The organism is Methanohalophilus euhalobius (assembly GCF_900215215.1).
In the GTDB taxonomy this organism is placed as follows: domain Archaea; phylum Halobacteriota; class Methanosarcinia; order Methanosarcinales; family Methanosarcinaceae; genus Methanohalophilus; species Methanohalophilus euhalobius.
Genome location: NZ_OBDR01000006.1, coordinates 36498 through 58746, shown reverse-complemented (window position 1 = coordinate 58746; position 22249 = coordinate 36498). Strand labels below are relative to the sequence as shown.

The 22249-nt window shown below is 37.2% G+C and carries 11 protein-coding genes and 1 CRISPR repeat array; of the genes, 4 read left to right on the top strand and 7 right to left on the bottom strand.

Going from position 1 to position 22249, the window contains the following annotated elements; all coding sequences use genetic code 11:
• Position 1: 1 nt before the first annotated feature.
• Positions 2 to 2344 (bottom strand): Cas10/Cmr2 second palm domain-containing protein, encoded by a 2343-nt coding sequence (locus tag CP947_RS06635; RefSeq protein ID WP_096712440.1) that lies wholly within the window; start codon positions 2342 to 2344, stop codon positions 2 to 4.
• Positions 2341 to 3135, bottom strand: coding sequence for a CRISPR system precrRNA processing endoribonuclease RAMP protein Cas6 (gene cas6, locus CP947_RS06630; protein WP_096712439.1), 795 nt, complete (start codon positions 3133 to 3135; stop codon positions 2341 to 2343). Before cas6 ends, CP947_RS06635 begins: the two co-directional genes overlap by 4 nt.
• A gap of 451 nt (positions 3136 to 3586) precedes the next feature.
• Positions 3587 to 5130: a CRISPR direct-repeat array (repeat unit 37 nt; unit sequence GTTGACATAAGCACCCGTGATAAAAGGGAATGGTAAC).
• 292 nt (positions 5131 to 5422) lie between these two features.
• On the opposite strand from cas6, the gene CP947_RS06625 reads away from it, so the two are divergent.
• The 4 genes from CP947_RS06625 to CP947_RS06610 are packed head-to-tail and all read left to right on the top strand — an operon-like array spanning position 5423 to position 13686.
• A complete protein-coding gene (locus CP947_RS06625; RefSeq protein WP_096712438.1) occupies positions 5423 to 8503 on the top strand; it encodes an ATP-dependent helicase in 3081 nt (1026 codons plus the stop codon).
• Positions 8504 to 8533: 30 nt separating this feature from the next.
• Complete coding sequence (locus CP947_RS06620; protein WP_096712437.1) at positions 8534 to 9832, top strand: McrC family protein; 1299 nt, start codon at positions 8534 to 8536, stop codon at positions 9830 to 9832.
• A gap of 2 nt (positions 9833 to 9834) precedes the next feature.
• Positions 9835 to 12276 (top strand): AAA family ATPase, encoded by a 2442-nt coding sequence (locus CP947_RS06615; RefSeq protein WP_165868987.1) that lies wholly within the window; start codon positions 9835 to 9837, stop codon positions 12274 to 12276.
• Between the two features lie 54 nt (positions 12277 to 12330).
• Positions 12331 to 13686 carry a restriction endonuclease gene (locus tag CP947_RS06610; protein ID WP_165868988.1) on the top strand — a complete coding sequence of 452 codons (1356 nt, stop codon included), beginning with the start codon at positions 12331 to 12333 and terminating at the stop codon, positions 13684 to 13686.
• A 643-nt stretch (positions 13687 to 14329) separates the two neighbouring features.
• On the opposite strand, the gene CP947_RS06605 is transcribed toward CP947_RS06610, so the two are convergent.
• From CP947_RS06605 to CP947_RS10545, 5 genes are all read right to left on the bottom strand, one after another.
• Positions 14330 to 14800, bottom strand: a complete 471-nt coding sequence (locus tag CP947_RS06605; RefSeq protein WP_096712434.1) for a ribonuclease HI family protein — start codon at positions 14798 to 14800, stop codon at positions 14330 to 14332.
• A gap of 108 nt (positions 14801 to 14908) precedes the next feature.
• The gene (gene brxL / locus CP947_RS06600; RefSeq protein WP_172425462.1) at positions 14909 to 16948 is read right to left on the bottom strand and encodes a protease Lon-related BREX system protein BrxL; all 2040 of its coding nucleotides are present in this window, start codon (positions 16946 to 16948) and stop codon (positions 14909 to 14911) included.
• A gap of 9 nt (positions 16949 to 16957) precedes the next feature.
• The gene (pglZ, locus tag CP947_RS06595; RefSeq protein ID WP_243641531.1) at positions 16958 to 19606 is read right to left on the bottom strand and encodes a BREX-1 system phosphatase PglZ type A; all 2649 of its coding nucleotides are present in this window, start codon (positions 19604 to 19606) and stop codon (positions 16958 to 16960) included.
• 38 nt (positions 19607 to 19644) lie between these two features.
• Positions 19645 to 22044 carry a DUF2813 domain-containing protein gene (locus tag CP947_RS06590; protein ID WP_096712432.1) on the bottom strand — a complete coding sequence of 800 codons (2400 nt, stop codon included), beginning with the start codon at positions 22042 to 22044 and terminating at the stop codon, positions 19645 to 19647.
• Complete coding sequence (locus CP947_RS10545) at positions 22037 to 22201, bottom strand: hypothetical protein (RefSeq protein WP_165868990.1); 165 nt, start codon at positions 22199 to 22201, stop codon at positions 22037 to 22039. Before CP947_RS10545 ends, CP947_RS06590 begins: the two co-directional genes overlap by 8 nt.
• Between the last annotated feature and the right edge of the window lie 48 nt (positions 22202 to 22249).

Below are 22249 nucleotides of genomic sequence, written 5' to 3'. Positions count from 1 at the left end.
TTTATTCCCCCTCCCCATGTAACAGATGAGGTATGATCATACGGGATGCCGAAAGCAGATTGTCATTACATAATGTATCGGCCATCCATTCACAATCATCAATATTTATGCTATCACTTTTGCGCTGCACAGATGAATACATGTATTTTATCAGGTTCAAATATTCATGTTTTGAATTACCGCATGTAACCAGGTCTGAAATGAGGGTTCGAGATTTTTCCCGATAGAAAGCAATATCAAATATCCTGCTTAACTGTTCAAGATCTTTGAGATCATGAGGGAAAACAAATGAAATATGGTCTTTTTCAGGCATAGCAGAATTTACAGCTGTGACTGACATGGCACCTTTTGGAATTTTGATTATGTTGTAATCATCTGTGCTGGTATTCTGCCTGAATTCTTTCTTGGCACTGGATTCCATTTCTCTTGCTGCATCCAGCAGGAAATAGATAGGAAAACTGTTATCTGCAATTGCAATTCCACAGGATATGGTTACGGTAGGATTCTCAAATGTAGTGGTATCATAGAATTTCTTTTTAAACATGAACTCTTCAGATACATTTTCAATCAAATGACTTGCAAACTGGATTACAGCTTTTGCATTCATGAGAATAAGTACGTCATCTCCACCCGCATAGAGTACATCGATTCCAAGATAGTCAATACCTTCTTTTCGATGCTTTACCAGGTTGAGATTCTCTTCTTGATCAAGAAAAGTGGTTATTGAATCTTCCAGTATTTTGTCGAATTTGGTCTTGAAGGTGTGACTCTTATAGGTATACTCTGCAGGTGTACTTGTCTGCTGGAATAATCTCCCCATCATGTTACCATCGATTACCAGTGCACCGATCGATTCACCAAGATGAGAAAGCTCTGTGGGTATGGAACAATCATGAGTATTCTTGATATATTTGTTGAAAAGACGACACTTCGCCAATTTGCCTTTTTCTTCTTTCTCCTTGCATACCTTGCAAGAACCACCACTTGATGCTTCAGGTCTTTTGGCACAATACCGACATGTCTTTTTCGTATTCTTTATGGGCTGTCTGGATCTTGTCTCATTCTTCCTGGTTTCAAGTTCATTCTGCGATTTTTCCAGAGTATCATTGAACTGCCCCGCAACGTTTGCAAGTTCTTCTTCAAAGGTAATTACCGCAACCTGCAATCCGTCGTTTGATATATCTTTTACCTTATTTTCTATAGTTTCCTTTAATTCTTTTCTATACATTTCAGTTGCTGGAATGAATGAGAGAAGATTGCCTCCTCCCCAGAAAAGGACTGCTTCAGGGCATACTTTATGTGCAATTACGTCTTTTGCTGCTTCAAGAACTTTGTCTACAAAGTAACTTCCACCCCTCAACATATTGAGTTTATCTGCTTCACCTATGAACCCTTGAATGCCCATTACATCAAGAGAAAGAATACCGATGTTGCCCGATATAGGATATGTTTTCCCGAGATATTTTACAGGCCCTCCATAGCATACAGAATCATAGAACAGTTGAGCAGAGTTTGCTGTTGGGTCTTTGATTTCAACCTTGCAATCAATTGTGCTTCCATTACCCAGTACAGTGGTATGATTCTTTTCCAGACATTTCATACCCCCTGCATCACAGTTGATCTCATGAGGAAATATTTTATCCTTGCTTTCAAGATGAAGATTTCCGTTTTCCAGATTACTGTCAATTTCATTGATCCTGTCTGCAGCTGAAGCCACTGTATCTGCTTTGCTGAGCAATCGTTCCAGTTTTGTGGAGGTATCTCTTGAATGATGCTGTGCTGCAAGTTTTGGAACGATTTTATTCAATTCATATTTTTCAACAAGATTAGAACTGGTATTTTCAAGTATGTGTTCCAGAATTTCTCTTGTTTGAGTGGTATGATGATAATATGGTCCATACCTTACCTTTTTACTTGATGAGCGCGGTTTTCCAATATCATGTAACAGTGCAGCAATCCTTAAAAGAGAAACAAGATCCTTTTCTGCATAATCAGCCTTTATATCGTATTCTTTCAGACATTTCTCCAAATATGACTTATCTTTTGCAATATTTTGAAACAAAATGCATGTTGCAACAGCCGATGTGTTTTTCATGTGATGGAAAAGGGAACATATAGGGAAACGAGAATCAGAACATATATTGTTGATGAATTCTGATTTTTCAAGTTTGTCATAGATATCGTCTGCAGCATCACTCAATTTTTTTGAATTGTCCAGGATCCCTATGATATCGTTAATGAAGACATCCAGTGTTTTGTTACTCTGTTCTGGATAATCAATATCTTCCTTTATTTTTTTAGTGAACCAATCACTAACCCCAATATTCTGATTCTTCTGATTCAATCTGTATCCTCCTTATTTGTCACCATGAATCCTCCAAAGCCATAGGTAGTATGTTTTCCAATCTGCAAGGCTTCACCCATTCCCAGGATCGTGCCTATTTCAGATGGTAAAGCGGATGTGTCGTATTCCACCCAGCCTTCAACCCCGCTGAAAAACATTTTTTTGTTATTTATGTTTACATGGGAATATTCCACAGTGTTTATATCAAAATCGACAATCTCGGCATCTGATTCAGTTATATCTTCTCCGACATGAAATGGATAGTTGTCCGTATCGTGATATTTTGCAATACGGTTGTAAGCACGAATGCTAGACCTGAGAATAGTATTAAAGGACGGTATAATCTCCATATCCTGATTACTTGTGAGATGGAGAGGTGAAACAGTGGCTATTCTGACCCTATCTTTTGTATTAATCGGTTTGATATTCTGGTTGTAGGCTTTTATGGAATCGATTTTGTATTTTTGTCCACCAAAATGAGTATTATTTTCATTCTTTTTGATATAGGAGAGTATCTTAGGCGCAAATTTCTTTTTATCGCCATAGAGACGTATTATTCCCCTGATTTTCTGTTTATCTGCAAAAGCAAGAATTGAATATGGCCTGACACCTGTTTTTTCTTTGAACACCATAAAATAAGGACATTTCTCTGTATCCTTGCAACCTTCACATTTTTTATTCGTGTCACATTTCAGGTTATAGCCAAGCCAGCCTCTGAATACACTGCCTATGAACTTCTTCTTGACGTTTTGATTAGTGGATATATCCACCTGTACAACCGTGGTTATCATGACACTCTAAATAATAAGAAGAGGATTCATATAAACTTATTGTATTTATTCTGTACAGGGAGTTATTTCTACATGAATTAATGCAATAAACGCACCTATATGATTTTAAATCATGAATACGTCATAGATTTAATTCGATTAATGAACTATGTGTAAAGACCTTTATAAGGGGTTGAGCCAAAAGGAGGTCTGTACACACAGATTATCATTTTCAGGCAATTGTGGGTTTAATTTAACCTTAAACAGACATTGAATATTTATCAATCTTTTTATTATGAAGCCTGCAGATAGTGTTTTACTGATGTTAACAGCGTTAATTTTCACGACGCCTCCTGCTATCGATTGTACAGACCTTTTTAAAGGGTACTGGCAAATTGAGGTCTGTACACTACCCCCTCAAAAAGAAGTATTCTAAGGTCTCCAAAAAGGATTTAAAGGAAAAAAACATAGGGTTGACATAAGCACCCGTGATAAAAGGGAATGGTAACAAAATAGATGATGACATACTCCAAGGCGGTATGCTTGAGTTGACATAAGCACCCGTGATAAAAGGGAATGGTAACCCAGATGCACCTGTCAGATCAAGCCCGTCACCACGTGTTGACATAAGCACCCGTGATAAAAGGGAATGGTAACTTACTATAGTATATGTCATCCCAATCCGGGCGGGCGAAGTTGACATAAGCACCCGTGATAAAAGGGAATGGTAACGCAAACCCATATGTCACGAATTTACCGTCATTTATTATGTTGACATAAGCACCCGTGATAAAAGGGAATGGTAACAGCATGTATTGAGTGTACCGATTGTGGTACACTTTTATGTTGACATAAGCACCCGTGATAAAAGGGAATGGTAACTAGATAGCAATTCGTGGACAGTCAGTCTGTCTTTTTGGACATTGTTGACATAAGCACCCGTGATAAAAGGGAATGGTAACTTAATCTCATCCTCTAGCTGTATAATGTCCGATTGAATCAGTTGACATAAGCACCCGTGATAAAAGGGAATGGTAACTGTACGTTTGTCATATTGATAAAACCTGTTTGCTACATCAGTTGACATAAGCACCCGTGATAAAAGGGAATGGTAACTTGCCTTCATTTTCTGTTTGTATTTCCTGCATGACGACTTGTTGACATAAGCACCCGTGATAAAAGGGAATGGTAACCCTGTGTGTTTCAGGTGGCCTTTCGGCATTGGCTTTTGGTTGACATAAGCACCCGTGATAAAAGGGAATGGTAACCATTTGCTTGTTTGCGAATTATCATATCATCAATTTCGTTGACATAAGCACCCGTGATAAAAGGGAATGGTAACACAACTCCTTAGTAACAACCAATGTAGACTCATCTGTTGACATAAGCACCCGTGATAAAAGGGAATGGTAACTTTGGGTCCTGCGAGCCCAGGGATAGTGGAGATCCCGTTGACATAAGCACCCGTGATAAAAGGGAATGGTAACATTTGATTTTTCTCATTGTTGGCACAAACTATATATATTGTTGACATAAGCACCCGTGATAAAAGGGAATGGTAACATAAATCAATTCTGCTCCTGTAGGGAGATCGAAATATTCCGTTGACATAAGCACCCGTGATAAAAGGGAATGGTAACTTTGTTCTGTTTTCGGCCTGTGTCCAGGAAAATTCCACGTGGGTTGACATAAGCACCCGTGATAAAAGGGAATGGTAACCCAGTTCACCTGCGCAATATTTGAGATGAATATTGAGTTGACATAAGCACCCGTGATAAAAGGGAATGGTAACGCAGAGGACAGGCCAACATCTGCAAGAGTCGCAACAATTTCGTTGACATAAGCACCCGTGATAAAAGGGAATGGTAACTTGTCATTGTACTCTACCCTAGCTACTATTTCGTCGTGTTGAAAGTAGCTCCCGAGAAAATAGGGAATGGTAACTACTCAATCTCAAAATCTTTCTTTTCTGTGTTGTAGTTGAAAGTAGCTCCCGAGAAAATAGGGAATGGTAACTCGTCATCGACGAAATGGAGATCTATTCCTTGATTGATCAGTTTCAAATATAAATTCATCTCTTTTGAAACAGGAGATTCCTTCCGTAAGGTAGGAGAGATAAGAACAAATTTTATCGAAGTTCTGGAAGAGTAACGTTAATCTGAATCCTTAATACTACTTTTTCAAATTAAATCACCTCTAAAAAATACAATGAAGTCCTACCTCTCCTAAAAAACTGAAATAACAAAACTTATACAACTTACCATCAATCATTTGCTGGAAAAATAAAATATGAATGGGGTACTAAAAAGTGGGAGATATCAAACTCAATCCTTCACAATCACAGGCAGTTGATTATACAGACGGACCACTTCTAATACTAGCAGGTCCTGGTTCTGGCAAAACCCTGACCATTACGGAAAAGGTCGTAAACCTTGTGGATGAAGGATTTTCTCCTGACCGGATACTTGCCCTTACCTTCTCTGAAAAGGCCGCAGGTGAGATGGAGGAGAGAATTGAAAACCGCATTGGTGAATCCAGCGGAATTACGGTATCCACCTTTCATTCCTACTGCAATGATTTGCTCAGGGAGTTCTCCCTGTATGCTGGCATCAACCAGGGTACCAGACTGATATCACAGGAACATTCCCATGTCTGGGGAATAAACAATATCGACTCCTTTGGTTTTGAGAATATTGCGATTCCCAACAGACCCTATGATCTCATCACAAGCCTGCTGGAGGGTGTGTCTCAGTTACATGACCATCTGGTAGGTCCGCAGGAATTGCTGGATTTTGTCACGCGAAAGCTGGACGAAATAGTTGATGAAGAAGAAAGGGATGAACTGCTCAAACTTGCCGACCTTGCCAGATTCTATTCACATTACCAGCAGTACAAACGGGACCATAATTTCATGGATTACGATGACATGATCACAATGACATGTCGCCTGCTGGAAAACAATGACGTTGTTCGAAATCAGATTCGCAACAGATATGATTACGTCCTGGTAGATGAATTCCAGGATACAAATTATGCCCAGCTTTTTCTTATCAATCTAATTGCTGATGGCACAAATCTTACCTGTGTTGCTGATGATGACCAGTGCATCTACCGATTCAGGGGTGCCTATCTTTCCAATATCAAACAGCTGCAGGATTACTATGCATCCCTTGAAAAAATACCTCTGGACCGCAATTACAGGTCCAGCTCACAGATAGTACAATTATCCCAGCAATTGATAGCAACAAACCCGGAAAGGGAAGCTAAGACTCTGCATTCCCATAATGGGGATGGAGAGAAAATAAAGGTAGTAAAATCCCCGGATGATTCCAGTGAGGCCAGGTGGGTTGCAGACGAGATTCAGCGGCTGATTGAAGAAGAGGATATTGCTCCTGAAGAGATCTTTGTACTTACCAGAAAACGTGCTGATGGGAAAAAGTACAGTGATGCATTGAAAGGCAAAATGATCCCTGTGGAATATGTGGGCAATCTGCAGCTTAAGAATTATCCCATTGTACAGGAAGCCCTGGCCTACATGCATATTGTTGCTGATCCCTTCAACAGTGGAATTGCTTTTGCCAGAGTGTTTGCAAGGGAAGGAGTAAGTGAACATGACCTCCAGAAGATCAATACCGTGGCAAAAAAACTCAGCCGGGAAACGGAACTGGAAGGGGACGGAATCTATTCTGTGCTGCAACACCATCTGGATGATGTGCCGGTAATTCAAAAGGCACTTGTCAAGTCCATCCTTACCAGGCTTAATGAACTTATCGATTACAGAAAGAATCACCTACCCTCTGATACTGTGAAGTATCTGTTATCCGAGAAAACCGACCTATACAGGGCCCAGTTGCTTGCAGATACCGTGGCTTCCAGAAGGAATATTCATATCCTCAACTCCCTGACCAGTATGGTAGAAGATTTGGAACTTGTGGACGGGGGTTCTGAATTTGCCAGGGCTGTTGAATATCTGGAACTTGTTTTCAATCTGGATATCGGGGATGAGGAAACCAGTGAGGAAAATACTGTTAAGGTTATGACAATCCACCAGTCAAAGGGTAAGGAAGCAAAGGTTGTTTTTGTCTGTGATATGGCTGATCGCCATCTGCCTCTGAGATTCACCAAAAAGCAATTCCGTGTTCCCGGGGAACTTGAGAAAGGTGTTCAGAGGGATGTGGAGGATAAAGTCCTGCATCTGGAGGAAGAACGCAGGCTGGCCTATGTAGCCATGACCCGGTCCAGGGAAAAACTGTATCTCACATTTCCTGAAAAATATGCAGGCAACAAACGAGGTGTCAAGCCCAGTGAGTTTGTCACCCAGTTAGATTGTGAATCCAATCCCCTGATTGAATACATTGAAACTGACAAATTGCAGGATACGGAGACTGTTACCACAGAATCGCCATTGAAAGGAAAACAGGATGAATATCTCAGGCTTTTGAACATGTATGCCGGCCAGGGTCAGATGAAGCAGGCACTGGAGTCACTGGTGGTGCTGACTCAGTTAAAAGAGATAGAGGATAAAGGCAACCTGGCTGTTTTTGATATTGAGGATTTTCTGAAGATCACACCCAAAGAGATGGGAGAATTGGAGGCACTGGTGAATGAAGATTTACCACCTCTTGTAGATTCTGATATGCGCTTTTCAGCGTCCAAGATCAGGCAATACATGGAGTGTCCTCTGAAATTCAAGTATAGCAATGTACTGAATATACCGATTCCTCAAAAGACATTCTTCCAGACTGGAACCGATGTGCATTCTGTGTTTGAACAGCTTTGCAGGCACAAGATGCAGGGCGAGTCCATTGATATGGAACTTGCCACTCGTATCCTGGATAAAACCTGGGATGGTTCTGTTTTCGATTCAGAGACCCACGAGCAGCAGGAACTTGAAAGAGTCAGGCAGATGCTGGAATACTGGTTTGAGTTTGAGGAAAGCAATGTCAATGAAACGATTGCTGTGGAGGATAAGTTCAATCTCAAACTGGATGGAGCACAGTTTGGAGGAGTAATTGACCGAATCGACCAAACCCCTGCGGGCGAATATATTGTTATTGATTACAAGACCAGCAAAAGTCCATTGAGCAAGAATAAAATGCCAGAAGATGTACAACTTGCCCTGTACTGCCAGGCTGTCAGAGAGAGGTATGGAAAATATCCTATCAAAGCAGGGCTGATGTATGTCAATCCGAAGATCCGTGACCTCAGGTTAATGGATGTGGACGAAGCACAGATCAATTCTGTACTTGATGGTGTCAGGGAGATCGTAGCGGATATCAAGGCCGAGGACTTTGAGATCAAGGAAGAGCCGAACTGTTATTTCTGTGAATATAAGGGGATTTGTGAGTGGTACAACCATCAAGGAAGAAAAATTCATATGCATAAATAATATATATTAAATGTACATTGGTTTTAAAACATGTCTCAAAATACTTCTATAACTCTTTTTGAACATGAATCTCGCTCATATTCAGATTTTATTCAGGGTCCATCCTCACATCATCTTGACCTCATCGAAAAACTAAATGAATCAAATGGAGAAATCCTTACTCTGAAAAGAAATGGTCTTCATACAAAACAATATGTTGGTTTAATTCAAGTAAGTGACCTTTCGATAGAGATATTACCAAAAATGTATAGTGATGGTTTGACAAGAGCCTCAAAGATAGAAAATTCTCAGCGAAATCTTCTATATTTGCTTCATTATTGTTATGACATACCAATCTATGAAAGTGACATCGCACATATGCAATCTCGGAAAGCCGCCTGGTTTGAGATATTAACTTATATGTTTATAAAAAATCTAATCGATGTATTCAAAAAGGGAGCACAAAAGCAGTATATGGAGGTAGAGGAGAATTTACCTTACTTTAAAGGCAAATGGATGGTTCAAAAACATATAATTTCGAATTGTTTCAAAAAACACCATTTTTATGTCAACTATGATGAATTCAGCCCCGATATACCACTAAATCAGATACTTAAATTCGTTGTAAGAAGATTGAAATATCAGTCTCAAGATTCTGAAAACAGAAAGAACCTGCATATTCTTGATTATCAAATGGAAAATATCGCATATGTCTCCAACCCAACTCCACTCTTAAACAAAGTCATCTTCACAAGACTGAATGAAAATTACCGGCCAGCATTTAATATGGCTAAAATGTTTATCGATGCAAATGTTGTCGAGACATCAGTGGGTTCCATGAGTTCTTTTGCATTTACATTTGATATGAATGTGCTTTTTGAACGCTTTATTGCACGATTTCTAAAAAAACACCGCAGATCAATTCTTCCTGAAGATCTTCTGGACTGCAATCTTTATTCACAGATGGGTAGGAAGGAGCTCGCTAGAAATTCAAAAGAAGAAAAATCATTTTGGCTTATTCCAGACATTCTTTTCAACAAAAGAGAGATAACAAAACTTATTATTGACACAAAGTACAAAAAATTAAGGAAGAAAGATCGAAAGAAAGGAGTTTCTGTGGCGGATATGTATCAGATGGCCGCTTATGCTAACAGATATGATTGCTCAAAAATCATTCTCCTTTACCCTCGTACATCAGGAATAAATGGACATATTATTGAAAAATACATGCTTAAACCGACTGGTCAACAAATAAAGGTTGCAACTGTAGACTTAAGGATTGATTTGACAAATCCAGTTAATAAAAAGAAACTTATCGAAGACATTAGAAAAATATTGGAAGAGGAATGAATATGGGTAACAAATGGTTTATACGCCCTGGGGAAAAAGGTCGTCTCTGGAATGAATTTTTGAACAATAAATGTATTGGAATAGGATGGGATGGTGATGAAAGTTATTCTGGATATGAGTCTCTGGATGATGTAAAACAATCTCATGGCACTAATGATGCAAACTCAATCTGGTACTTTTATAATGACATGAGTGAAGGGGATGTAGTAATCGCCGTCAATGGTCAAAATACCGTATTAGGAATTGGAAAGATTACAAGTAATTATCTTGAGCCACAACATCCGGAAAATCCCGGAATTGAGTACCTCCATACACGATTGGTTCATTGGCTCATTAATGAGCAAATTACTCTTTCCTATAATCTTGCTAATAAAACAATTACTCCAGTCAATGAAGAATGGAAATGGGAAGAAATAAAGAACGGATATATTCAAATGAATAATAAATACAAAGATATATTTGCTCAACTGGAGAATGGAGACAAAATGGATATTTCACAATTGGTAAAATATTTTATTTCACAATTGGATTCCGATGAGCTAAAAAATCATCGAAAGGAGCACATAAAAAGTAGTGAGATGGTACGTGAAAAACTTACAAATCAATATTCTGAAGCACTTACCGAAGAAGAGATGCTTGAAATATTAAATGATACCGATGCTGCCTATGGTGCACGTTATAATATAGAATCAATATTTGCCAATAATGGTGGTTTCGATAATTTCAAAGTAGATCTCATAACCTCATTGGAAAGCACAAAGCCTAATGAAAATGATATAAATCAGGCACTCAAATCATTCAATAATATGGGGATTGGTTTTTTAAGTGAATTACTTTGTTTAAAAGAACCTAATAATTTCTGGATTAAAAATTCTGTAGTCGATGATTTCTTTTCAAGAATGAATATTGACATTAAAGGAACTCTGCCTTATGGAAGCAAAGGTGATCAAGGGGAATACTACATCGCAATGAAGCCACATATGTCAAATATTCTGCAAAATTTGAAGATCAATGGCTTGAAAGATGCAACCTATATGGATGTAGATTTATTTTTATGGTGGTTAAAGGATATCGATGTTCCAAATATCACTACTCAAAACAAATCCCTACTCCACAATACACTAGTACATACTAAAAATGTGATATTATATGGCCCGCCTGGTACAGGAAAGACATACGCCATTCAACAATTCACCAAATCTTTTCTTAAAGATCAATTATCTAAACCTAAGTCATTCGAAGAGATGAAAATAGAATTACTTCAGGATTTGAAGTGGTATCAAGTGGTTGCTTTATCGATTTATTTAAATGGCAAAAATGAAACGGTAAAGGTCCCAGATTTAAAAAATCATGATATCATAAAATTTTATTTTGAAAAAATAAGGGGAAGAGAAAGGAATTTTTCACAAACTTTGTGGGGTCAACTACAATCTCATTCAAATCCTAACAGTGAAACTGTAAAAACTGAAAACAAAAGTTCTCCCACTTTATTCGATAAGGCTTCGAGTAGTGAATGGTACCTGCTACCTGAGGGAATCGAATATGTAGAAAATAACTTATCAGAAGCAATCGACCTTTTTACAGGAAATAAACAAATTTATGAGGAAAAAGACTTTGGTCATTATTGTACGTTCATTACTTTCCACCAATCATATGGGTATGAAGACTTTATAGAAGGCTTGAAACCGATTGTATATGAAGGTGATGTTTCATATAAGGTAGGAAGCGGTGTATTCAAGGACATCTGTGAAAGGGCCAAAAACGACCCAGAGAATAATTATGTTCTTGTGATAGATGAAATCAACAGAGGAAATATTGCAAAGATATTCGGAGAATTAATTACTCTTATTGAAGACGATAAACGTTCAGGTAAATCCAATGAGATATCTATAAAACTTCCTTACTCAAAAACCGATTTTTCTGTACCTTCAAATCTCTACATAGTAGGAACGATGAATACTGCTGATCGTTCAATTGCATTGCTGGATATTGCTTTGAGGAGAAGGTTTACTTTTCTGGAAATGATGCCTGATTATTCCATTATTGATGTTGAAATTGATGGAGTTAATATTGGTTCATTGTTGAAAGAATTAAATGGTATGCTATCCGCACTAATAGACAGAGATCATCAAATCGGGCATAGTTACTTTTGTGAAGTTGTAGAACTGGAAGAAGAGCAGGCCAAGAATAAATTGTATTTTGTTTGGTATAATCGGGTTATACCTTTGTTACAGGAATATTTCTACAATGATTGGGAGCAGCTTAAGATGGTTTTAGGCGATTTTGTAGTTGAGAAAGACAATAACAGCATTCTCGAAGATAGATTAGTTAGTAAGAACTATGAAATAAAGAACTTTGAAAATGATTGGTCTGGTTTCTCAACTGCTTTGAATAAGGTATACCTTGGTGGAGAATTGACTGGTGATATTGATACAGATTACTAAGAAGATAAATTAAAACTTGAATGAAATAGCTTTACTGATAGGAGTGGGTCTGTGTTGGATGATAATATCTTGTTAGATTCCTTAAATGGATATCAGTTTGAGGAAGTAGTTGCTGATATTTTTAGGAAAAATGGTTTTCGAAACGTTATTGTTACTCCTTGTTCTAATGACGGTGGAAAAGATATTGTTATGGAGAAGAAAGACCCAAATGGTGAGTTAATAAAAATAGTAGTGGAATGCAAGCATCATCAAAGTAAAATAGGAAGGCCCGTTGTACAAAAATTACACTCTGCAGTAGTTACTTTAAATCATGTTGGAAAAAAACAAGGTTATGTGGTCACATCAAGTTCGTTTTCACCAAATGCAGTTCAATATGCCCAAGAAATAAACAATTCACTTGAAAATATAGAAATTAGATTAATTGATGGCAGAGAACTAAAAGAATTGGCAATCGGCGCTAAGGTGGATTTAAAAAATGGGATTATTGAAGCATATAGCAATGAATCGACTTACTACTCGCCAAAAGAAAAAACAATAAACTGGACATTAGAAAACTTCTTCTATCCGGTTAATGCCATTAGTAAAATGGACTTAGTCGTACAGAATATACGAACAGTATTCCATCCAGTTTTCTATATCGAATACAACATATCTGCTAACTTTTCTACGACTGTAGGTATCATTCACAATGAAAGGGCAAATGGACAATTGTTTTTTGATGGGGAAAGAGGAAATCTATTAGATTATAACTTGGCTGGATTGCTAATAAATGATTCAAATATAAATTTTAAAACATTACCAGAAAACCAATTTTCTTCCAAAATAGACTTTCGACTAAATGAAAGTGAATTAAAAGAACTTGCTATGAATGAAATTATAATCAGTCATACTAGAAACATAAGATATAAAGGAAAAAATAATGTACAATATATAAAAGAATGCATTCCAAAAGCAAAGGACATAACAATATCCAATTATAAATGCTTATATTACCCAAAATGGGAAATAAACATACAAGCAAAACGAAATGACTATAATATCTATTTTGTTGAAACACCTAGCGATAATATCGTTACCAAAAATGAAACTGATTTTTGTAGGGTTTGCAACTCAAATATTACAAAAAAAATCATATTTAGGTCCAAATGGTATTGTAAAGAATGTGGTTCCATCACCTGCAAAGGTCATGTAAAAGTAACAAGAATGACAAATGCTAGTATCTGTATTGATTGTGCAGTGATGAAAAGATTCTTTGGAGCTAAGAAATATTTTGAATCGACTGAAGAACTTCGTGATTTTGAATCTTACTATTCAGCCTTACCACGACATAAAAAAGTGATGGAAAATTCATATTTACTATTCACTACAGTTGTATTTTCTTTCATATTTATATTTATGGTTGCATTATAATAGTTTTGGTATTTTAATATTCTATATGTGCACATAAGAAAACATATAGAATCTAATTACTACATAGACTAATTGCAAAAATTAAATAATAATACAAAAACATGACTATTTGATAGCTATAGGACCAGATTTTAGAGTGATTTCGATATGTGGAGCAAAAGTCAAGATTGTGAAATTGATTTTTCATGTCCAAGATGCAAAAGGGAGTGCAAATTCTTTTTGAAAACATTTAGTAATGGAACTCAACATATACAAAAAAAATGTCCAATTCATGGTCATATTAGGTATGTGAGAAAAATTCCCGAATATTTAGAAAAGGCGGTCGAAGAAATTGAGGTGAATAAGTCTATTTTTGATTTCTAATCGCCTCATTATCATTAATTATTTTTGTTGATGTTGAGTTTTTTATTGATGGAAGTTATTTTAAGACCTTAAAATTGGCTGATAAAGGTTCTGACACGGAAAGGATGATTACTTGGCTTTAAATGTAATACCAACCAATTTCCCTGATTTGACTCCTAACAAAATCACAGGATGGCAAATCTTTGACTTATTTCTTATAAATATTTTCAAATCTCTGCTCTACAAGTTTGCATTTGCTAATATCTTTACAATTACAACATTTTTTTGGTAAGTTGCTTTTTTAAAAATCATAATCGTTTGTATCCTTATTTCCTTTATTTGATGGTCTTTTCGGATATTTCTTATGATGAGGGTCTTTTTGAAATCCCAGAGCTTTTGAGGCTGCATAGTCCGCCTTTTCATTCTGCTCTCGAGGAATCCATTCCAGTTTTATTGAATTGAACTGTCCGACTAGTTTTTTAGCAATCTGGCAGGGACCTTTAAGATTATCACTTTTTACAGACCATTTCCCATTGACTTGATTTACTACAAGTTTGCTATCTCCCTGTACATTGATGTCAGTCCAACCAAGGGCTTGTGCCTTTTTTAATCCTTGAATTAGGGCATTGTACTCTGCTTCATTATTAGTGCCAGTCCCTTCAAGCATTTCGGATATTTCATGTAGGACTTGTCCATTGTCAAGAAGAACTGCTCCGATTCCTCTTTTACCGGGATTTGGTATTGCAGCTCCATCAAATTGAATTAGTTTCATTTATTCACAGATTTTAAATATCATATAAAGAAGTTTTGCTATTTGTTGTTTGTAGATTGTTTTCATGAATACTTGTATATAAATATCTACTCAAATATTAGCTAATGATCACATAAAGAACAACGCTTTCTGAACAGCATCTATCGGGTCATCATAAAAAGATAGCTGGAACTTGCTCAACACTTCAGGTGGTACACTTCCCAGCCTTGATGTGGAAGCAGAAGGAATCAATACTTTCTTTGCTCCGGCATCAAGACATACCTGGAGAAGGTCTGCCAAATTATCCACTGCATTAATGGAGCCACCTATTGTCATGTCTCCAATTATGGCAGTTTGTTCATGCAGTGGCTTGTCAAGGGCTCCGGAACATAGACTGATAAAAGCGGAAAGTGTCAGACCATCTGCCAGTCCGATTCCATACATATCCTGGAAGTTGAGGAAATAATCACTTTCTTTGGTGGATATGGATTGGCTGATAGATTTGGCATTGGCTTTGAAGTAATTGATAGCGGTTTTGACAGATTCTTTGGCTGCTGAATTGCTGCTAAGCCCTGTGGCTTCATATTTTCCATTCCCGGTGGCAATTTGCAGTTCCAACTTGTAGACACCGATTTTTCCGTTTTCATTTGGAGCAACAGCAAAGGCTTCACCTGGTTTTCCAAGTCCTGGAGGAATTATCTTGTTACCACCACTTTCCGGAACGTTGACAAAATCTTCTTCCATGGTTTCATTATCCAGATAGGAGAAGTTCACATCAAAGAATTCCATACCGCCGATCTTTTTGAGTTGTTCCTTTACACGCCTTCTGCCTTCCAGAGCGTATTGAAGTACTTCTTCAGCCTCTTCCCGGGTGATTTTTCCATTGGGATAGATTAATTTGACAAGCCCTGAATAGGTTTTTTTCACAGCGATTACGTCTCTCTGGTTCAGATTGGACCCCATCTTGAAATAGTTGAATAGACTGTCTGCGTAGGAGTATTTACGCATTTCACGGAAGAATTCGGCAATATAGTCGACAATAAAACCATGTTTGTCGGTGAAATGTTCAGGCCTAAATTTTGGAACCTCCCAGCCGGGGAGATAATAATGTATCCTGTCAAAAAAGGCACTGTCATTATTCATTGCCTCAGGGAAGGGAGCAAATAGATGATGAGTTTTTAAAAGAGAGGATACACTTTGATTGATATTACCTACAAAGGCTATGGAGGCGTTGGCATTGATCTGCTCTCTACCTCTGGCAAAGGAACCTGAAGCCATGTAGTCTTTCAGAATCTGGATGCCATCTTTATCTTTGAAATTAATCCCTGCAACCTCATCAAAGGCTACAACATCCCACATGCCTACCAGTCCTACCTGACGTGTGGACATATTGTAGAACAGGTTTGCTACAGTGGTTTGTCCTCCAGAGATAAGGACTGAGTTTGGTGAGATCTCTTTGTAAACGTGGGATTTACCTGTACTCCTGGGGCCGAGTTCGCACATATTATAGTTGTTTTCGACAAGGGGTACAAGCCTTTCAAGAAGATGCCACTTTGTTCTTTCTTCGAGATTGGAAGGCTCCATCCCCACAGAGCGCAGCAAGACGTCCATCCATTCTTCTTTTGTGAAAAAGTTCCTGTTTTCAAGGATCTCGTTTACATTGATGTTGGGCAGTTGAATGGGTTTTAAATCCGAAATTATGAAGGGTGACCCCATCTGGTCGGGTTCGTATTCCATTTTGACGATACACCAGATGCCTCCACCAAGCAGTTTATCATAGCGCATTACATAATCAGATTCAACTTCCACCTGGACAATTCCCAGGTTGGAAAATACGGCTTCATATACATCCCGTCTCTCATTAAGTTTTACAGTTACCTTGTCTATTATTGTGTAATAACCACTTTCCCTGATGCGGGATTTTATTTTTTCCGCCTCATCCGGTCGGACATAGTTTCGGGAGAGGATATTTTTTACCTTTTCTACACCGGCTGCTATCAGGTCTTCATCTTCGGTAGCACAGTTTGAACCCAGCAGGTATTCGAGGACATAAACCGGGACATTGTAGCCTACTTTCATCATTTTGGTGAGGTCTTTGCGTACCACACGGCCTGCAAAGTATTGCTGCAATTTTTCATCAATGGATGTATCAATTTCTGTCCCGTTCATTTTTCTGCCTCAAAAATCAAAATCATCTTTCAGTAGTAGATCTACTTCAAAAGGTATCGGCTCGATTACATTCTTATTAATCGCAGTTGGATCATCGTCTATCAGCTTGAGATAATATGTTTTGTTCTCTATATTATTCCCAAGGGTTAATATTACCTTCTGCTGGCGTTCTGTAGGTTCTTCTGAAGAACGTTCCAAGATCACGGTCTTTTCATCACTTACCTTTTCGCCATCAAACTCGCTGTCCCAAAGGGCTATACGGACCTTCAAAGGTTTAAGTTTGTCACTTACCTTTTCAGTCTGCAGCAGGTTTACAGAGAAGGAATTGCTTGTGATCCTTCGACCCGGATTTGTAACAGTTACTCCAACTTTGCCTTTTTTGATTCCTTTGCGCTCCAGCTCTGCACTCTTTTTATAGCTATATTTGAGGACAGGAATGATTATTTCCTGAGGAGCCAGGCCACCATGGACAAACTTGTTTCCGCCTCCCTGCATCCTGAATCTCAAGTCTGCTACCGGGACATATGCATAAAGATCGTTTTCCGTTTCAACAAGATTGTTGATCTTGAATTTGTGAGTGTTCATCACATCGATATCTTCTGTAGTGAGGATGAAGCGTTTTTTAGAGTCGATAATTCTGTCTTTATCAAAGGTTGCTTTATCGAGTTTGTAAACACTTTCCAGGTCGTCCCGTCTGTAGATGAAGCCGTGGTCAGATGTTACAATTACATTATTCAGAAGTTGGGAATTAGTGAGTTTTCCAATTATTTTTTGGATTTCTTGGATGCAAGTTTCCGTCTCATTGAATACTTTGTCTTCTGAATGTTCGCCAGTAGAATCTATAACATCGTGATATATATAGAAAAGCCGCTTTCCTTTGTACTTTTCACGTAATTCTTCTCTTGATAAATCAATTATTTCCTTATATGTCAAAGTAACACTGTCAGGAGTTGCCGTGTCCACTATTTTTGCTCGGTTGGGAGTGCCTTCAGTGCTGATTCCATCGGCCAGATAATGATTATTCTTAAGTTGCAATGAATCATGAGGCAGCAGGGATGCCATTCCCAATTTGGTGTAGGAAGGAAGGGAACCAACCATTGTTTTAAGTTCCATTGTACCCTGGCTGGATTTGTTGAGTCTTTCTCGAAGTTCTACAGCGATCTCATAGCGCATCGCATCGGAAATTATGACTGCAATCTTATCCCTGTCATTCTTTTGAATGGTGTTTTGCACATATAATTTGTAGAATTCATCCTGTCTGTCTGCAAGTTCTACTTTCCAGTAATCCCCAACATCTGTATTGATCAGTTCACTCCAGTGGCCGAGCATTTTGTCGATAAGGTTATTGTTGTACAGGTTTTCCACACGTTCCCTGATCTTAGAAAGAACGTCCGTCTTGTTGTCGAGGTCATAATGGAAGTAAAATTTACGGTAGTAATAATCCATCTGGTAGAGGTCTTTCTCATAGCGGGCTATGAATCCACGTACATCTTTACAGGAAGCAAGCGTTTTTTCAAACCCTTTGGCAAACCTATGGAGTTTGACTGCGTATTCCAAAGCACTGTAGATATGCTGGAAGTCCGCATACCAGTGTTTGGTTTTTCTCTGGAAGATCCAGTCCAGGTATTTTTCATATTCTTCCAGGTCATTACATAAACTGCTTACAATCCGACTTATGATTGCTCTATCGAATACATCAAAGGCTTCTGCATCCAGGTAATCGCAAGGTTCAGTTTCTTTGATCTCCTGTTTGAGATATTTTTCGAGTTTGAGCTGGCTGTCTTCAAACGTTTCCCTGCTGTATTGATCGAAATAAATCCCGTCTTTGGAGTGGTCCATCCATGTGCGGATGAAAATCTCACATTCATTGCTCATGGAGTTGATATAGTTCTTGTATTTCTTCAGGGGAAGGGATGTGTTTCGTTTTATGTGGGTTAGGAGGATGCTCAGGAATAGTTTGCGTAATGTGGGATCAGATTGTACAAATCCGAAGTATTTGCCTGCAAGTACCCAGAAATCGTCTTTAAGATTGAGCCTCTTTATCTCGGACCAGGTAGGATTGTCAGTTTCATACAGAGATTTGAGGAATAATTTGCGGACGATATCTTTAAAATCTATGGTATCTGAACCTGTGAGCACTGCCAGAAAGCCCAGTACCATTTCGTCCCGGCGCCATTTCGGGTCATAGAATTTCCTGAACGGCTCCACACGTGCCTTGCTGTCGAAGAACTTGTAATGCTCTTCCAGGAAGTTATCCAGGTCATAGCCTTCGATGCCAAATTCACTCTTTATATCGGATATTCGGCTGTTTTCAAACCGCTCGGAGTACAGTTGTATATCGAGCAACCAGTTCTTCTCGTGTTGTGGTTCGCCTCTGGATGAATATATCAGGAAATGGGTATCAGGTTTATCCTCTTCAATGAGTTTCTTGGTCCCAAAGAAGTTCTGCTCAAGCCTGTGGACCCGGATATTGTTCTCCTCAAGGATCGGTTCGATCTCCTCAAGCCCGCCATCAGTTGCAGTCTCGTCCTTATCATACCAGAAGACTATCCTGCGGTCTCTGTATCCGTCTGTATCATTGAATTTTTTGAGTATGGCCTGTGCGGTCTTTTCGGCGTTGAGCATGGTTGGATGTGAGCAAGTAAGTTTATTTTTCAATTAGTGTGACTGAACTAAAAAATGACAATTCATAAATTTCATGTTAAAGTTGTATTCCTGCAAGGACACGATATATGTTCGTAGTTTCCATTTTTTTCATACCTTATGAATTTATGGCATTCATTACATTCGATTTGTTTTTCTATGTTTTTCCATTTCTGAACTATCTCTCTAATTTCTGATGAACTATAGTCGCTTTCTGACCTTTTCCAGTGATCACAAAAGTTTCTAAACCCTGACTCTAATTCAAAATCTTTTATTTGTTTTACAATTGGATTGTCTTTCTTTAGCTTTTTTTCCATTCTGGATCTGAATGCTTGCAATAGTTCAATTAGAGTATATTCATTTCGTTTTTTAAATTTAACAGAAGCTCCTAACGACTCACACAATTCTTGAAGCATCCCCTCCAAGTACCTTCCAAAAAACCACCCAGCTTCTGTAGGTCTATCATTTGTTAAGGATTCATCAATTCGCTCATATGTACTTTTACCTGTTTTAGTTCTTGGTCCAATCATGTAATCCCAGCCAGAAAATTCCATTCTTTTCCACTGGGGGAATTTCTTTTGGAGACGATCAAACCAAATTGAATCATGTGTGAGAATCAAAAATTGATAATCTGGAAAATGAGTAGATATTATATCAATTATACGTGGTCTTTTATATATATCAAAACTATTAATCACGTCATCTAAAATAATAAATTTAAAAGTTGAGTTAAATCTTTTTACTGAAGATAAGAATATGGAAAGCCCAAAACTGTTTATTTGTGATTCACTCAGGAATTTGTAAGCAGGCTTAATAAATTCGCCACCAAACATGATTTCAAGCTCAACCGCTTTGTCACTATCTGAATATAATTCTATTTTGGGATCACCAAGAACGTCATTATCACATTCTAAAATATTAAAATAGGCGGCCACATCAGAGGATATCGAATCAAATGACTCCTGTACATTTCTTTTTGTTTCTTCAATATAGTCTCCCTTTATTTTTTCATATTCATCTTTTATTTGTATAAGATAAGATATACTTCTATTCAAATCATACCATTTTGAAAAATAGTTAGATAAATTATGAAGTTTATGGCAATCAGAAACTAATTTTTTGCGATACTCATTTTTTTCGAGTTCATCAATTTGTATTGAAATAGATTCTGTAATTTCTTCTTGTGAATTTAGAAGTGAATTAAATTCGTTTGTATCTATCTTGTTTATAAAGTCATAATCTGTATTAATGTTCTCCACTCTTTTTTCCAATTGTATATTACATTCTTTAAAAAAAGTAAGACTTTTATTTATATTTTCATTCAAATGTACGATTGGCGATTCAAGATCAAGTTGACTTAAATTGTTAGATGCATAATCTAGCTTTTTTATAATTTCATTAATTGAAGAATTAACATTTTTCTTCTTTTCTTCAATTTCTATTCGCATTGTGTTCAATTTTTTCAATGATTTTTGCTTATGTTCAATATATTCTACCAAATTTCCTCCATAATATTGATCACATAGAGGACATTCATCATAAGCCTTTAGAGACTCAATAGCCTCAAGACCTTTTTCATACAAATCCAAAAGAATAAGTTTCGATATCTTATTTTCATCTTTTTTGAATTCGGCAAGTTTATATTGAAAATCTGATACATCCGTACATATATTTTCAATTGGATATATCTGATTTATGATTTGTTCAATTGTTTTCCAATAGGAAAGCTTTTTGCTTTTTTCATCGTTTTCAACTTTCTCTTTCAAATTTTCAAGTTTTACATTTAATTCAGATAATTCATTGATATATTCAATATCTTGTTGATAAAAGATATTATTCAGTATCTTTAAATGTGATTCTATAGATTTAGGTTCTTCTCCCGTAATTTTACAATATTCTTTTTTATAAAATTCTAGGTCTTTTTTTAGATCAATTAATTTTTCATTTAACCGGGTACTACCCTTTTTTAAATCGTTTTGGATCTTGATGGCATCGCCAAAGCCCATTTGAGAGGACAAAAATTCATATTTTTTTCCTTTAGTCGCATATACAAATTCAGTTAAGTCACGATATCTAAGATGGCAAGGATGTGAAACAACCTTTTTAATCTCAGAGTAATTTCCTTCAATGAAGGGATGAGTTATCCTATCTAAGTTAAATGTGGCTACAATTTCCCCAATCTCACTTCTAGTAAAATCAACTTTTACCCAAGTTTGATCATTACCTGCTTCTTTGTGAGGATACGCGTGTTCTTTTGCATTTTCACGTGCTAGATGCATTATTTTTCCAGAATATAACCATTCCCATGCATCAACTATAGAACTTTTGCCAGTACCATTTGTTCCATAAATCATCATTGATTTACCATTTTGAAAATCAAGTTCTAAAGGAGGTCTATTTATTCCCCTAAACCCCGATATAGTGATTTTTTTTACTTCTCCCATATCAATCATCACTTAACTCTTGATTTATTTTTTTATCAGTCCAATCCATGAATTCATTGACATCAAATCCATCTTCGGAGATGCACGATTCCATCTCAGTAATTACATCTATTTCATACTCGCCTGAATCAATGGCTTTTTTAAACCATTCAAGTGGTTTATTCATTAATTATTCCCCTCTATATTATTGTTAAAACGGTTTCATAATTATTTT

Bases quoted from the DNA above. Each gene is read 5' to 3' on its own strand.
- brxL (WP_172425462.1), bottom strand. From the start codon at position 16,948: ATGAACGGGACAGAAATTGATACATCCATTGATGAAAAATTGCAGCAA.
- CP947_RS06590 (WP_096712432.1), bottom strand. From the start codon at position 22,044: ATGATTGATATGGGAGAAGTAAAAAAAATCACTATATCGGGGTTTAGG.
- cas6 (WP_096712439.1), bottom strand. From the start codon at position 3,135: ATGATAACCACGGTTGTACAGGTGGATATATCCACTAATCAAAACGTC.
- CP947_RS06605 (WP_096712434.1), bottom strand. From the start codon at position 14,800: ATGAAACTAATTCAATTTGATGGAGCTGCAATACCAAATCCCGGTAAA.
- CP947_RS06620 (WP_096712437.1), top strand. From the start codon at position 8,534: ATGTCTCAAAATACTTCTATAACTCTTTTTGAACATGAATCTCGCTCA.
- CP947_RS10545 (WP_165868990.1), bottom strand. From the start codon at position 22,201: ATGAATAAACCACTTGAATGGTTTAAAAAAGCCATTGATTCAGGCGAG.
- CP947_RS06615 (WP_165868987.1), top strand. From the start codon at position 9,835: ATGGGTAACAAATGGTTTATACGCCCTGGGGAAAAAGGTCGTCTCTGG.